This is a genomic window from Polyangium fumosum (assembly GCF_005144585.1).
Taxonomy (GTDB): domain Bacteria; phylum Myxococcota_A; class Polyangia; order Polyangiales; family Polyangiaceae; genus Polyangium; species Polyangium fumosum.
Genome location: NZ_SSMQ01000075.1, coordinates 50,170 through 64,565 on the forward strand (window position 1 = coordinate 50,170; position 14,396 = coordinate 64,565).

Genomic DNA, 14,396 nt, shown 5'->3' on the forward strand with positions numbered 1-14,396 from the left:
GGGGAGCCCCAACGAGGGCACCCCCTCTACAAAATACCGAACTTCTTCCCTACTTTTTCAAAGGCTTCGAGGGCGCGATCGAGGTGATGGCGCTCGTGCGTCGCCATGTAGCTCGTGCGCAGGACTTGCTGCTTCGGGGGGACGCCGGGCGTGATGAATGGGTTCACGTAGATCGAGTGCTCGTCGAGCAGCGTCTTCCACATCATCACGGTGCGCAGGTCGTCGCGGATGTAAATCGGGATCACGGCCGTCTCGGTCTTGCCGAGCTCGAAGCCGAGGCGGCGCAGCTCGTTCCGCATGTACGTGAAGTTCTCGCGCAGCTTGTCCTGCCGCTCGGGCTCCGCCTGCATCACCTCGAGCGCGGCCATCGCGGCGGCCACGCTCGGAGGCGCGGCGCTCGCGGCGAAGAGGAAACTATAAGCAAAGTGCTGAATGTAATCGAGCACCTTGCGTTCGCCGACGAGCCAGCCGCCGATCGAGGCGAGTGATTTCGAGAACGTCCCGCCGATGAGGTCGACCTGGTCCGCGACGCCGAAATGGGCGGCCGTGCCGCGGCCGCCGGGCCCGATCACGCCGAGCGCGTGCGCGTCGTCGACGAGGAGCCGCGCCTTGTGCTTCTTCACGACCGAGACGATGCCCGGCAGGTTCGCGATTTCGCCCTGCGCGCTGAAGACGCCGTCCGTGATGACGAGCGCGCCTTCGCTCGTGTCGAGCTCGGAGAGGGCCTGGTCGAGCGCCTCGGGGTCGTTGTGCCGGTAGCGCACCATGCGCGCGCCGGCGGCCTGGCCGAGGCGGACGCCGTCGTAGATGGAGGCGTGGTCGTCCTTGTCGATGACGGCGACGCTCTTCTTGTTGGCGAGGAGCGAGCTGATCGTGGCGATGTTGACCTGGTAGCCCGTGGTGAACACGAGCCCGGCTTCCTTGCCGTGGTAGGCCGCGAGCTTCTCTTCGAGCTCGTTGTGCAGGCGCATCGAGCCGTTCACCAGGCGCGAGCCGGTCATGCTCGTGCCGTACTTGTCGATCGCCTGCTTCGCGGCTTCGCGGACCTTCGGGTGCGTGGTCAGCCCGAGGTAGTTGTTCGAGCCGAGCATGATGACGTTGCGGCCTTCGAGCTGCGCTTCCGGCCCGTTGTTGAAGTCGAGCGGGCGGAAGAACGGGTAGACGCCCATGGCGCGGGCGTTGTCCGCGGTCATGAACTTGTAACACTTCTCGAAGACGTCCCGGCCGCCGATGCGCGAGAGCGACGTGCGCGACGCCATCTGCTGGGCGAGTTTTTCCTCCGCCGCGCTCCCGGGGCCCGCCGGCTTCGGCGCCTCGGGGCTCGCGGCTTCGCCGTTCGTCGCGGCGTGCGCGGCGGCGCCGTTCGTCGCGGCGCCGTTCGTCACGGCATGCGCGGCGGCGCCGTTCGTCGCGGCGGCGGCCTTCGGTGCGGGCGCGGGGCTCTTCGCGGCTGCGGCGACGACGTCGTCGCCGCCGTCGAGGGCCGGGTCGATCGTGGGCAGCGCGTGGCCGTTGAGGAGGATGCTCCAGGCCTCGGAGGCGCGCTCGGCGGCCGCTTCGAGCCGGCCTCGCGCGTCCATGAGGCCCGTCGCCACCTGCATCACGCGGTCGTTGCTGATGAGGCGCATCACGGCGCTGGAGGACGAGAGCTTCTTTCCCAGTCGATCGATCACGCTCATGAAAGGATCCTCGGCCCCCAAACGATGGCTTACGTGCGACCCGGGGGATACGGCTCGTGGAAGCCCCTGTCAATCGTGCCCCCAGTGCAAGCGTTGCAGGGTAGCTTCGATCCGTGTAGAAAAGTTTGCGAGGATCCATGCGTCGAGTCCTGGTCGTCGACGATGAAGAGAACTTGCGGGTCGTCGTTCGCTCCTTTTTGAAGCGCGACGGCTACGAGGTGGAGGTGGCGCCTGGGGTCGAGGAGGCGCTCGCGCTCCTCGAATCTTTTGGCCCGGACTTCATCCTCACGGACGTGCGGATGCCCCGGCTCGGCGGGCTCGATCTGCTCGCGACGTTGAAGGCGAAGGGTGATCCGGCGACGGTCATCGTGATGAGCGCGTACGGCAACGTCGACCTCGCCCTCGAGGCGATGAAGGCCGGCGCGTACGACTACATCCAGAAGCCGTTCAAGGCCGAGGAGCTCTTGCTCACGCTGCGCAAGGCCGAGGAGCGGGAGGCGCTGCGCCGGGAAAACCGCGCGCTCAAGCAGGAGATCCTGCGCGAGAGCACGTTCGAGGAGATCCTCGCGAAGAGCGGGAGCATGCAGGCGATCTTCAAGACGATCTCCAAGATCGCCGACTACAAGACCACGGTGCTCGTGATGGGCGAGAGCGGCGTGGGCAAGGAGCTCGTGGCGCGGGCCCTGCACCGGCGCAGCTCGCGGCGCGGCGGGCCGTTCGTCGCGGTGAACTGCGGGGCGATCCCCGAGAGCCTGCTCGAGAGTGAGCTCTTCGGTTACCGGCGCGGCGCCTTCACGGACGCGACCACCGACCGCGTGGGGCTCTTCGAACAGGCGAACCACGGCACGCTCCTGCTCGACGAGATCGGCGAGCTGCCGCTCTCGCTCCAGGTGAAGCTGCTCCGCGTGCTGCAGGAGGAGACGATCCGGAAGCTCGGCGACTCGAAGGACATCAAGGTCGACGTGCGGATCATCGCCGCGACGCACCGCGACCTGCACGCCGAGACGCAGGCCGGCCGGTTCCGGGAGGATCTCTTTTATCGGATCAACGTCCTGCCGATCGGGATCCCGCCGCTCCGGGAGCGGCGCGAGGACGTGCCGCTGCTCGTCGAGCATTTCATGAACCGCAACAACGCGCGCTTCGGGACGAACATCCGCGCGCTCTCGCCCGAGGCGCGGCGCCTGCTCCTCGAGTACGCCTGGCCAGGCAACGTGCGCGAGCTCGAAAACACCATCGAGCGGGCCATGGTGCTCGCCGAGAAGGACAGCATCGAGGCCGACGACCTGCCCGAGCGCATCCGCGAGGCGCGGGATCCGATCCAGCTCCACCTGACGAGCGGGGAGCTCTCGATCAAGAAGACCGCGCGCGTCATCGAGGAGATCCTGATCCGCCGCGCGCTGCAGAAGACGAAAGGCAACCGCACGCGCGCCGCCGAGGTGCTCGAGATCAGCCACCGCGCGCTGCTCTACAAGATCAAAGATTACCGGATCGATCTGTGATCCCCGCGCGCGGGCGTGAACCTGGCTACGCGTTGGAGCGGCGGTTTTGTGCCATGGCATTGAAAGCGTCAGCGGACCGACACAGGCCCTGACACGTCGCGAAAAATTGGTTAACTTTCGAGGGTGACGACCATGAAGGGTCCGCCCGGCGCAACGGGACCGACGCCTCCTTCGCCGGGGCGCGGGTCGTCGCGGCGAGCGTTTTCCGAGCTTCCTCCGAACGGCGAGCCCAAGGCCGCGCGGGAGCCCACGGCCCCGGCGACGAACCCGGACGACAAACCCGCGTCGACGGCGAGCGGCAAGCGGTTTTTCTCGCCGCCCCCGCAGCGCGGGCCGACGCCGACGCCGCCTCCGCCGGCCGCACGTCCGGCGGGCCCGGCCTCCGTGCCGCCGCCGATGCCGGCGTCGGGGCACGGGCGATCGACGCCGCTGCCGCCTTCGCCCGTGGGGTTTTCCCGCGCGTCGACGCCACCGCCGCCCTCGACCGCGCCCCGCTCGTGGGCCCCGTCGACGCAGCCGCGCCGCACGCCGCTCCCGGCGTCGTCGCCCCAGGTGCCGCCGCGGGCGATCTCGACGATCCCGCCGCCGCCCACGTCGCCGCCGCCCTCGTCGCTGGCGCACTCGACGTCGCGGCCGCCGGGGGCGCCCCGCGGGCCCTCGCTCCTCTCGGCGCGGCCGGCGGTGGATCCGGGGCTCGTGACGCCGGCGGCGCGGGTGCTCGACGAGCTCGTCGCGCTGGAGATGAACGAGCGGCTGCTCATCGTGCACGACCGGCAGAACGAGGCCGTGGCGCGCGCGTTCGAGCAGGTGGCGCTGGAGCGGCGGGCCCGCGTGGACCGGATCGACGCGGAGGCGGTGGCGCCGCGTCCGTGGGGGCGTTGTCCGCAGGAGGTGCTCGCGGCGCTGCCGGGCGCGGACGTGACGTTGTTTGCCGCGACGTACGAGGAGGGGGAGTACGACGCGCGGCATTCGTTCGTCACGATGGCCACGGCGAACCGCGCGCGGCACGTGCACATCGTGGGGACGAGCCGGCGCGCGTTCGTGAACAGCATGCTGGCGAGCTCGACGCGGGTCTTCGACCTCATCGGGGCGCTGCGCGACGCGGTGAAGCCGCATTCGAGGATCCAGGTGCGCTCGCAGGTGGGGACGTCGCTCGAAGTGGAGATGGCGCCGAACCTGCGCTGGTTCGCGAACGGAAGCACGATCCGCTCGGGCCAGTGGCTCAACGTGCCGTACGGCGCGCTCGTGACGTCGCCTGCGCAGGTGACGGGCACCTATGTGGTCGACGCGTCGATGGGCGGCGGCTACGGCTCGCGGCTCGGCTCGCTGTCGAGCCGGCCGATCCGGCTCACCTTCGACGGCGGGCGGGTGCAACGTGTGGAATGCCGGGACGCCGCGGTGAAAGCGTACATCGAGAAGTTCATCGGCGAAGCGATGGGCCACGATCGGGTGGGGCTGCTCTCTTTGGGGGCGAACATCGGGATCGCGGCGCCGCTCGGCGAGCTCATCCACGACGAGAACATGCCGGGCGTGCACCTCGCGCTCGGGGAGAACTTCGCGGCGCGGACGGGCGCGCTCTGGACGTCGCACGGTCAGCTCTCGTTCGCGGCGGCCGACACGGACGTCGACCTGGACGGCGAGCCGCTCATTCGCCACGGGCGGTACGTGCGATTGGTATAGCCTTGCGCACTTCCCCGACGGGGGCTACGCCGCTTGGCCGTCATTCCTGACAACGATTGGGGCTGCGCTCGGACAAGCCGATCTACGCCCCAGACCTCAACAACGATTGGGGCTGCGCTCGGACGAGCCGAGCTACGCCCCAGACCTCAACAACGATTGGGGCTGCGCTCGGACGAGCCGATCTACGCCCCAAACCCCAGTTGCAACGGGCCGAAGAAGCTCAGCCATGAGGAAAAACTACGTCCTCGACGCCAACGTCCTCCTCCACGATCCACACGCGATCTTCAAGTTCGAGGACAACGACCTGATCATCCCGATCTACGCGATCGAGGAGATCGATCAGTTCAAGCGGGAAGGCAGCGAGCGGGGTCGCAACGCGCGCACGATCGCGCGGCTGCTCGACGGCCTGCGTAGCGCTGCGGGCGCGCTCTCCGTGGGCGTGCCGCTCGAGCGCGGGGGCTCGCTCCGCATCGCGATCCCGGAGCGGCGGCCGAATGCGCTCGTGGGGCTCGATTCGAAGTCGCAGGACCTCGCGATCCTGCAGGTGGCGATCGACGTCCGCGACAAGGACAAGGGCAAGCCGACGATCTTCGTCACGATGGACACGAACCTGCGCATCCGAGCGGACGCGCTGGGGGTGACATCGGAGACGTACGAGAGCCAGAGCGCGCCCGATACGGAGAACGAGCTGTCGGTGCTCGAGGTCGAGGTGCCGGGGACCGACGTGGACCTGTTTTTCCAGAACGGGTTCGTCGCGGCCCCCCACCCCTCGGCGCTCTACCCGAACGTGGGTGTGCTCCTGCGCGACGAGGCGAGCGCGACGCACACGGCGCTCGGGCGGTACGACGCGTCGAAGGGGCAGGTCGTGGCGCTACGCACGCCGCGCGACGGGGTGATGGGCGTGCGGCCGCGCAACAAGGAGCAGGCGTATGCGCTGGATCTCTTGCTCGACGACACGATCCGGCTGGTGACGCTGATCGGCAAGGCGGGCACGGGCAAGACGCTCCTGGCGCTGGCGGCGGGGCTCAAGCGGACGGTGGAGGACGGGGTTTACTCGCGGATGCTCGTGAGCCGCCCGGTGATGCCGCTCGGCCGGGACCTCGGGTTCTTGCCGGGCGACGTCGACGAGAAGCTGAACCCCTGGATGCAGCCGATCTTCGACAACCTCGAGTTCCTGTTCACGAGCGGCGCCTCGCGCGGCAAGAATGTGGACGGGCGCGGGTTCGTGCAGCTCCTGGAGAGCGGGATCGTGCAGGTCGAGCCGCTCACGTACATCCGCGGCCGGAGCTTGCCGCATCAATACCTCATCGTGGACGAGGCGCAGAACCTCACGCCGCACGAGGTGAAGACGATCATCACGCGCGCGGGCGAGGGGACGAAGATCATCCTGACGGGGGATCCGCACCAGATCGACAACCCCTACGTGGATCACGCGTCGAACGGGCTCAGCGTGGTGGCGGACAGGTTCAAGCAAGAGCAGATCGCCGGGCATGTCGTGCTGGCGAAGGGCGAGCGCAGCGAGCTCGCGGAGCTCGCGGCGAACCTGCTGTAGGGGCTGTGTCGCGCGCGCCTACCCCTCCTTCGTTGCCTTGGATCTCGGACGCGGGGAGCGCGCTCGTGCAGGCGGCCTCGCGCGTGCGCATGATCCTGTGCACGACGCCGACGAACCTGCGGGCGGAGCTCGACCGGCTCGGCCGCGCGTGGGCGCGGGGTGATCACGAGCTGCCGCGGTTCTCGTACGATCCGGCGCCCGATCACGAGGTCCTCGTGCGCGCGCTCGGGGAGCTCGCGGCGTTCCTGGAGAACGAGGGGCCGCTCGGCTTGGTGTACGCGGGGCGGGCCCGGGAGATCGCGGCGGAGGCCTTGGTCTGCTCGGCCGTCGGGACGAAGGGGCTCTGGGCCGCGGCGCGGAAAAGGTTTGGCCGGCGCGATTCTCATGACGACGCGGCGGACGACCTCGCGCGGCGATGGCTTTCGGAGCCGCCGCCGCGCGCGTCCGAGGAGGAGGCGCCGATTCGCAGCGACGACGAGGCGGCGGAAGGATCGCTGCTCGTGCGGATGCGCGCGGAGATCGGGGCGCGGCGGCTGCCGTTTCGGGTGGTCGTGGTGCGGGATTTGTCGTCGCTCGCGGCGACGGGCGAGGGGGTCGTGCAGGTCGCGGCGGGGCGGCCCATGACGCGGGCCGACGTGGAGCGGACGGTGCTCCACGAGATCGAGGGGCACGTCATGCCGCGGTGCCGGGCGGCGGAGATGTCGCTCGGGATCTTCGTGATCGGGACGCAAAACGGCGCGGATGATCAGGAGGGGCGCGCGCTCTTGCTCGAACGGCGCGCGGGTGCGCTCGTGGGCGGGCGGCGGTATGAGCTCGCGTTCCGGCACGTGGCGGCCCGCAAGCTCGAAGCGGGCGCCGATTTCGTGGAGACGGCGCGGCTCCTGCTCTCGCACGGGGCGAGTTTGCCGGACGCGCTTCGGATCACGGCGCGGGTGTATCGCGCGGGTGGGCTCGGGCGCGAGGTCGTGTATTTGCCGGCGCTGCTCCGCGTGGAGGCGGCGCTCGTGGGGGATCCGGCGCTCGACGAGGTGCTCGGCGCAGGGCGTGTGTCGGTGGACGCGGCGTCCGTGCTCCGGCCATTCGTATCCCGCGCGGGGGCGTGACGCGGGCCTCCCGGGTGACGTGGGGTCAGGGCTGCTTGACGGCCTCGGCAGGTGCCGTTCCCTGGAAGCCGCATTCGCCCGAGCACGAGAGCGTCACGGTCCCCGTCGCCGGCACCGAGGCGAAGCTCAACTCGAAAGCTCGATCGACATACGTGCAAAAGGATTGACCATCAATCTCTTGGCAGCTTTCGGAGATCTGCATTCTACCTCGGAGTGTGCAGGTGGCTGGGAGGAACGTCGATTTGTAGCCTTCGGCCTTCGGCGTCCCGCAGTCGTCCGTGACGTCGATCTCGAACGGACCCCCTTCCCCGTCAGGAAGCCACGAATCCGGCGGCCCCGTCTCGACGACTTTGATATTCGGCGCGATCCGCAGAACGGGCCCCTCTTGCCCGTCGAATGGCTCGTTGGTGGCGCGGATTGGCACAAGCTTGGCAACACGACATCCTCCGCGGGTGGCACCTTTCGCAGTCTTTCAACGCGGGCCGCGCGTGACCCGGGCATACCGGATCTGCTAGCGTCGCGGAAGGGCTTATCCTTTTCGTGAAATGAGGTGACGCGTGTCCATCCTTCGTTTGCTCGGGCTCATGGGACTTTCGGCGTTTTTCGTGGGTTGTGGCAGCGAGGTCGCGGAGACCCCGTCCGGGACCACGTTATGGGCGCACCGGTTCGGGCGCGGGAGCAACATCGAGCCGGTGGGGCTCGCCGGGGTCGAATCGGGTGGCGTGATCGTGACGGGGCGCCATTACGGGGAGGTGAATCTCGGTGGGGGCATGTTGCCGGCCCCGGGGAACAACTATCAAGCGTATGTCGCGCGGTACGACGGGGAAGGCCAGCACGTCTACAGCCGCTCGTTTGGTGACGCATTCGCGGAGATGTCGAACGACGTCGCCGTCTTGCCGGACGGCTCGGCGTTCCTCGCGGGGTCGTTCAACTTTTCGTTTGAGCTCGACGGCATCACGCTCCCGTACGACGGGAGCGACGACGCCTTCGTGGCGAAGCTCGATCCGGCGGGGAAGGTGGTCTGGGCGCAGGCGTTCGGCGGCGGGGGATCGCAGCAGGCGACGGCGATCGCCGCGATGCCGGACGGCGGCGCGATCGTCGCGGGGAGGTTGCTCGGTGCGACGGATCTCGGCATCGGGAATCCGCAGGAGTACTCCGTCGGCGCATTCGTGATCCGGCTCGATGCGAAGGGCACGCCCTCGTGGGTGCAGATCCTCCGGGGCGGTGACGGACTCGTGAACGTGGAAGACATCGCGGTGCAGGGCGATGCCATCGCCGTGGTGGGGAATTCTTCTTCATCCGCGCTCGACGTAGGCCTCGACATGGAACTCGTGATGGCCGGGTATGATGGGTTCGTGGCGACGTACGATTTGGATGGAAAAGCCAGATGGGCCCGGAGGGTGGGCGTCGGGACGTTCGGCCCTCGGGTGAAAGGCGTCGCGTTCATGGCCGACGGAGGGCTCGTTTGGACGGGGGAGGCCGATGGCAACGTCGATTTCGGCGGGGGAGTCTTGCCCGTGGAGAACGAATCCGATTCCAATACGTATCTGCTGGAGCTCGACGCGGCCTCGAATCACCGGCGGAGCGTCCTCTACGGGGGCGAAGGCTTCGATCGTGGGCAAGGAATCGCGGTGACGGCCGGCGGGGGCGTGGTCCTCACGGGGGAGATGATCGGGCGCATGTCGTTCGGCGAGGCGAGCGTCGCGTCGCACGAGGACGAGTACCAGGGGGACGTGTTCGTGGCAGCGCTCGACGCGGAGAGGAATCCGGTCTTCGTGCGGCGCTTCGGCGACATGTCGCTGCAATCGGGGCAGCGGGTCGCGGTGGACGGGCAGGGGCGCGTGTACGTCGCGGGGTCGGCGATCGGCGTCGTGGACTTCGGGCAGGGGCCGACCGTGGCGTCGGGTTACTTCGAGACGTTCGTGGTCGCGCTCGCGCCCTGAGCATCGTTTGAAAGGCGCGTGGTCCGTGTTCCCAGGCTGCCCGAGATCGAAGTCCACCCCCTTCGAGATCGGAGTCGGCGAGCCCGTGATCGGAGTGCTGGGCCTTCGAGATCGGAGTCGGCGAGCCCGAGATCGAAGTCCACCCCCTTCGAGATCGGAGTCGGCGAGCCCGTGATCGGAGTCCCCCCTCTTTGACATCGGAGTCGGCGCGTCCGTGATCGGAGTCTACCCTCTTCGAGATCGGAGTCGGCGAGTCCGTGATCGGAGTGGTGGGTCTTCGAGATCGGAGTCGGCGCGTCCGTGATCGGAGTGCCGGGTCTTCGACATCGGGGGCGGCGAGCCCGTGATCGGAGTGGTGGGTCTTCGACATCGGAGTCGGCGAGCCCGTGATCGGAGTCCAGAGGAACGGCGACAAGAGGACCACGTCCCCCCCCATATCCTCCAGAACGACTCCGTCCTGGGTCATTTCAGTGGACGGAGGGGCACTTTTCTGCGAATCACAATCGAGCAGACGAGGGATAACGTCCACGAATGTGGGCGCGTGGTTCCATGCTGTTCAAAGGGCGCCAGTTTCACGCGAAGGCGCCTGGATGGCATGTGCTTACCATGAAGCCCAACGGCCGCTTCCCGCGATTGGAAGGAGTGAGGGCACGCCATGGAGCAGCAAGGCTTTGCACCCAAGCCCAAGACGACCGCGCCCGAGGCGGTCAAGGCCCCGAATCCGTCGCTTCCGAAGGGAGGCGGCGCGGTTCGAGGGCTCGGGGAAAAATTCGCGGCGAGCTTGGTGAGCGGCACGGGATCCCTCACGGTCCCGATTGCAGTATCCCCGGGCCGCGGAGGATTCGGGCCCGAGCTCTCGGTGGCCTATGATTCCGGCGGCGGGAACGGGCCCTTTGGTGTGGGTTTTCGGCTCTCCGTGCCCTCGATCTCGCGCAAGACGGAGCGTGGCTTGCCCGAGTACGAGGACGCTCGTGAATCCGACGTGTTCATCCTGTCGGGCGCGGAAGATCTCGTGCCGAAGCTCGACAAGAACGAACAAGGCGAATGGGGGCGCGACACGTTCGAAAACGAGGACGAGCGCGTCGAGCGATACCGTCCCCGGGTCGAAGGTCTCTTCGCGCGGATCGAGCGTGTCAAGGAGAAGGCGACCGGAAACGTTTTCTGGAGAGCCACGACCAAGGACAACGTGACGAGCATCTACGGCCGGACTGCGGCGGCTCGAATCGTGAGCCCGTGGGCGTCGACGAAGGTCTTCTCGTGGCTGCTCGAACGCACGGAGGACGCGCTCGGGAACGTCATCGTGTACGACTACAAGGCCGAGGATCTCACGAATGTGCCGAATGCCATCTACGAGAGGCAACGGCGCTCGGGGGAGGCGCCGGTCGTCAACCGCTATCTGAAAAGGATCCGATACGGGAATACGGTGCCCTTCGAGGCGGAGGCGTTCCTTTTCGAGGTCGTGTTCGATTACGGCGAGCACGGCGCCACGGCGCCGACGCCTGCGGAGGAGACGACCTGGTCTTGCCGGCAAGATCCGTTTTCGAGCTACCGATCGACGTTCGACATTCGCACGTACCGCCTCTGTCGGCGGGCGCTGATGTTCCACCACTTCCCCGAGCTCGGCGAGGAGCCCGTGCTCGTGCGATCCACCGATTTCACGTATGCCGAGGGGCCCGCTCTCGCCCGGCTCGTGTCGGTCACGCAGTCGGGTTACATCAAGACGGAGAGCGGCTACTCCAAGAAGTCGCTGCCGCCGCTCGAACTCGGTTATTCGCTGCCCGCGCTCCAGACGGCCGTCCAATCGCTCGATCCCCGCAGCCTCGATGATCTGCCCGGCGGCGTGGATGGGCAGTCCGCGCGCTGGGTGGACCTTGACGGCGAGGGTATTCCCGGCGTGTTATGCGAGCAGCAGGGAGCGTTCTACTACAAACGAAACCTCGGCGACGGGCACCTCGCGCCCGCGCGCCTGCTCGCGAGCCGGCCGACCATGGCGTCGGGCGGCGGAGCGCAGCTCCTCGATGTCGGGAGTGAAGGCCGTCAATGCCTCGTGGAGCTCACGCCGGAAGGTACGTCCGGCTATCACGAGCGTACGCCGGAGGGCGGTTGGGGGCCCTTCGTACCGTTTCCTTCGCAGCCGAATGTCAACTGGAACGATCCGCGGGTTCGATTCATCGACCTTTCGGGGGATGGGCTCGACGACATCCTGGTCACGACGGATCACGTGCAGCTCTGGTATCCCTCGCTCGGCAAGGGCGGCTGGGGGCCGCCGCGGGTTCTGCCGAAGATCTACGACGAGGACAAGAGCCCGACGCTCGTGTTCGCGGACATGACGCAGGCAATTTTCGTGGCGGACATGAGCGGCGATGGGCTGCCCGATATTGTGCGTGTCCGCAATGGGAGCATTTGCTACTGGCCCAATCTCGGGCGGGGGAGGTTCGGCGCCAAGGTGCAGATGATCAAGGCGCCCTTCTTGGATGACTCGCATAGGTTCGACCCGCGCCGGATTCGCCTGGGCGACATCGATGGGACGGGGACCACGGACATCGTGTACGTGGCGGGCGAAGGTGCGATCATCGTGTTCAACCAGGCGGGAAACGGCTGGAGTGAGCCGGTGCGAATGCCCGGGTTTCCGACGGCCGATTCCATGTCCACGGTGGGCGTGGTCGATCTGCTCGGGTCTGGGACGGCGTGCCTCGTGTGGTCGTCGCCGTGGCGAGGCGTGGCGAAGCCGCCGATGCGGTATATCGATCTTTTGGGCAGCAAGAAGCCATATCTGCTCACGTCGGTCAAGAACAACCTCGGGGCCGAGACGAAGCTCGAGTATGCGCCCTCGACGAAGTTTTACCTGGAGGACCTGAAAGCTGGAAAGCCGTGGGTGACGCGGCTGTCGTTTCCCGTGCACGTGCTCACGCGCGTGGAGACGTTCGACGCGATCAGCAAGGCGCGGTTCGTTAGTACGTACAAGTATCATCACGGGTACTACGACGGGGCGGAGCGCGAGTTCCGGGGGTTTGGCCTCGTCGAGCAATTCGACGCGGAGTCCTTTTCGGCCGAGCGCGGGAAGGGGCTCTTCGCGGAGGCTCCGCCGACGGAGGAGGAGTTCCATCTCCCGCCGGTGCTCACGAAGACGTGGTTCCACACGGGCGCGTTCCTCGATAGGAGTCGGATCGCCAAGCAGTTCGAGAAGGAGTATTACGCGGGGGATGGGCAGAGGCCGGAATTGTCGGACGCTGTGCTGGAGGCGGGGTTATCGCCGAGGGATCTCCGCGAGGCGTGCCGGGCGCTCAAGGGGCAAATCCTCCGCACGGAGGTCTATGCGCTCGACGGGACCGAAGCGAAGTCGCATCCGTATGTGGTGACGGAGACCTGCGCGGAGATCCGGCGCGTGCAGCCGGCGACGGCGAAGGCGTTCGGGTCTTTCCACGCGTGGGTGCGCGAGAGCGTGGAGGTGCACTACGAGCGCGATCCCGATGACCCGCGCGTCGTGCATACGGTGGCGCTCGAGGTGGATCCGTTCGGGCACGTGAAGCGGTCGGCATCGATTGCATATGCGCGGCGGGTGATCCCCACCGAGATGCCCGAGCAAGGGCTCCTGGCAACGCTTACCGAAAGCGACGTGATCCACGAGGATGGGCAGGCGACCTGGTATCGCCTCGGGGTGCCCAAGGAAACGCGGACGTACGAGCTCACGGGGCTTTCCACGGCACGGAGCACGCTGTTTTCGTTCGGCGACGTGCTCAGCGCTGTGAATGCCGCTGTTGCGATCTCCTATGAGGCGACACCCAACGGCACCACGATGCAAAAGCGTCTGGTGGAGCAGGTTCGACAAATTTATTACAACAGCACGACGCTGTCCGGGTCTTCCCCCGCGGCGCTGCCTTTCGGCACGATCGACGCGCTCTCGCTGCCCTACGAGACATACGCGCTTGCCTTCACCCCTGGGCTTTTGACCGCGGCCTACGGTACGCGCGTGACCTCGACCATGCTCACCGATTGCGGGTACATCGAGGAGAACGACGATTCTTGGGTGCGAACCGGCCGTCAGGTGTTCGAGCCGGACAAGTTCTACTTGCCGGTCGAGATCCTGGATCCGCTCGGCAATTCCACAACCGTCACGTACGACACCCACGACTTGCTCGTGACGTCTGCCGAGGATCCGCTCGGCAATACCGTCACCGCGACAAACGATTACCGTGTCCTCGGGCCCACGCTCGTCACCGATCCGAACGGCAATCGCAGCGCCGTGAAGCTCGACGAGCTCGGCATGGTCGTGGCGACGGCCGTGATGGGCAAGGTCGGCTCGAACGACGGGGACACGCTGGAGGATCCAACCACGACATTCGCATACGACCTTGACGCATGGCGCACGACGGGCAAACCCAACGTCGTGCATGCGGCCGCGCGCGAGCGGCATGGGGATGCGTTCACGCCGTGGCAGCACAGCTACACGTATCTCGATGGGCTCGGGCGTGAGATCCTGAAGAAGGTGCAGGCCGAGCCCGGTCCGGCGCCGGTGCGGGACGAGAACGGGGGGCTTGTCAAGGACGAGGACGGCGCGGTAGTGTTGGCCACTGCCTCAGCGCGCTGGGTGGGCACGGGGCGCGTGGTCATTGACAACAAGGGCAATCCCGTCAAGCAGTACGAGCCGTTCTTCACGGCCACCCACGAATACGAGGACGAACAGGAGCTGGTCGAATGGGGCGTGACGGCGATCCTGCGTTACGACCCGCTCGGCCGGCTCATCCGAACGGACCTGCCGAACGGGACGCATTCGCGTGTGACGTTCACGCCCTGGCAGCAAGCGAGCTGGGATGGGAACGATACGGTGCTGGAGGCGGGCAATCCCTGGTATGCCGCGAGGCAGCCGAGCGCGACGCCGACGCCTTCCGCGCAGGAGCAGCGGGCGGCGGAGTTGACCGAGGAGCATGCGGAGACGCCGG

At 67.3% G+C, this 14,396-nt stretch carries 9 protein-coding genes; 6 read left to right on the forward strand and 3 right to left on the reverse strand.

The window, feature by feature from the left end:
* Positions 1-26: 26 nt before the first annotated feature.
* Positions 27-1,679, reverse strand: a complete 1,653-nt coding sequence (locus tag E8A74_RS42895) for an aminotransferase class I/II-fold pyridoxal phosphate-dependent enzyme (RefSeq protein ID WP_232379998.1) — start codon at positions 1,677-1,679, stop codon at positions 27-29.
* A gap of 137 nt (positions 1,680-1,816) precedes the next feature.
* Here E8A74_RS42895 and E8A74_RS42900 point away from each other — a divergent pair, with 137 nt between their 5' ends.
* A complete protein-coding gene (locus tag E8A74_RS42900) occupies positions 1,817-3,178 on the forward strand; it encodes a sigma-54-dependent transcriptional regulator (protein WP_136934931.1) in 1,362 nt (453 codons plus the stop codon).
* Between the two features lie 110 nt (positions 3,179-3,288).
* Here the strand turns inward: E8A74_RS42900 and E8A74_RS42905 are convergent, their stop codons facing one another.
* Positions 3,289-3,939, reverse strand: a complete 651-nt coding sequence (locus E8A74_RS42905) for a hypothetical protein (protein ID WP_136934932.1) — start codon at positions 3,937-3,939, stop codon at positions 3,289-3,291.
* On the opposite strand from E8A74_RS42905, the gene E8A74_RS42910 reads away from it, so the two are divergent.
* The 3 genes from E8A74_RS42910 to E8A74_RS42920 all read left to right on the forward strand — a co-directional run bounded on the left by E8A74_RS42910 (position 3,875) and on the right by E8A74_RS42920 (position 7,513).
* Positions 3,875-4,858: a M29 family metallopeptidase gene (locus E8A74_RS42910; protein ID WP_136971887.1), complete on the forward strand. Its 984-nt coding sequence runs from the start codon at positions 3,875-3,877 to the stop codon at positions 4,856-4,858. The two genes, E8A74_RS42905 and E8A74_RS42910, sit on opposite strands and share 65 nt — an antisense overlap.
* A 226-nt stretch (positions 4,859-5,084) precedes the next feature.
* Positions 5,085-6,410, forward strand: a complete 1,326-nt coding sequence (locus E8A74_RS42915; protein ID WP_136934934.1) for a PhoH family protein — start codon at positions 5,085-5,087, stop codon at positions 6,408-6,410.
* A gap of 32 nt (positions 6,411-6,442) precedes the next feature.
* Positions 6,443-7,513 carry a tyrosine/phenylalanine carboxypeptidase domain-containing protein gene (locus E8A74_RS42920; RefSeq protein WP_232379999.1) on the forward strand — a complete coding sequence of 357 codons (1,071 nt, stop codon included), beginning with the start codon at positions 6,443-6,445 and terminating at the stop codon, positions 7,511-7,513.
* A gap of 25 nt (positions 7,514-7,538) precedes the next feature.
* Here E8A74_RS42920 and E8A74_RS53375 read toward each other — a convergent pair whose 3' ends face one another.
* On the reverse strand, positions 7,539-7,715 hold the full coding sequence (locus tag E8A74_RS53375) for a hypothetical protein (RefSeq protein WP_170229809.1): 177 nt from the start codon (positions 7,713-7,715) through the stop codon (positions 7,539-7,541).
* 355 nt (positions 7,716-8,070) lie between these two features.
* Between E8A74_RS53375 and E8A74_RS42925 the strand changes: the two genes are divergently transcribed.
* Both E8A74_RS42925 and E8A74_RS42930 read left to right on the forward strand, forming a co-directional pair.
* A complete protein-coding gene (locus tag E8A74_RS42925; RefSeq protein ID WP_136934935.1) occupies positions 8,071-9,456 on the forward strand; it encodes a hypothetical protein in 1,386 nt (461 codons plus the stop codon).
* Positions 9,457-10,111: 655 nt separating this feature from the next.
* A partial coding sequence (locus tag E8A74_RS42930) for a SpvB/TcaC N-terminal domain-containing protein (protein WP_136934936.1) occupies positions 10,112-14,396 on the forward strand: 4,285 nt, incomplete at its 3' end.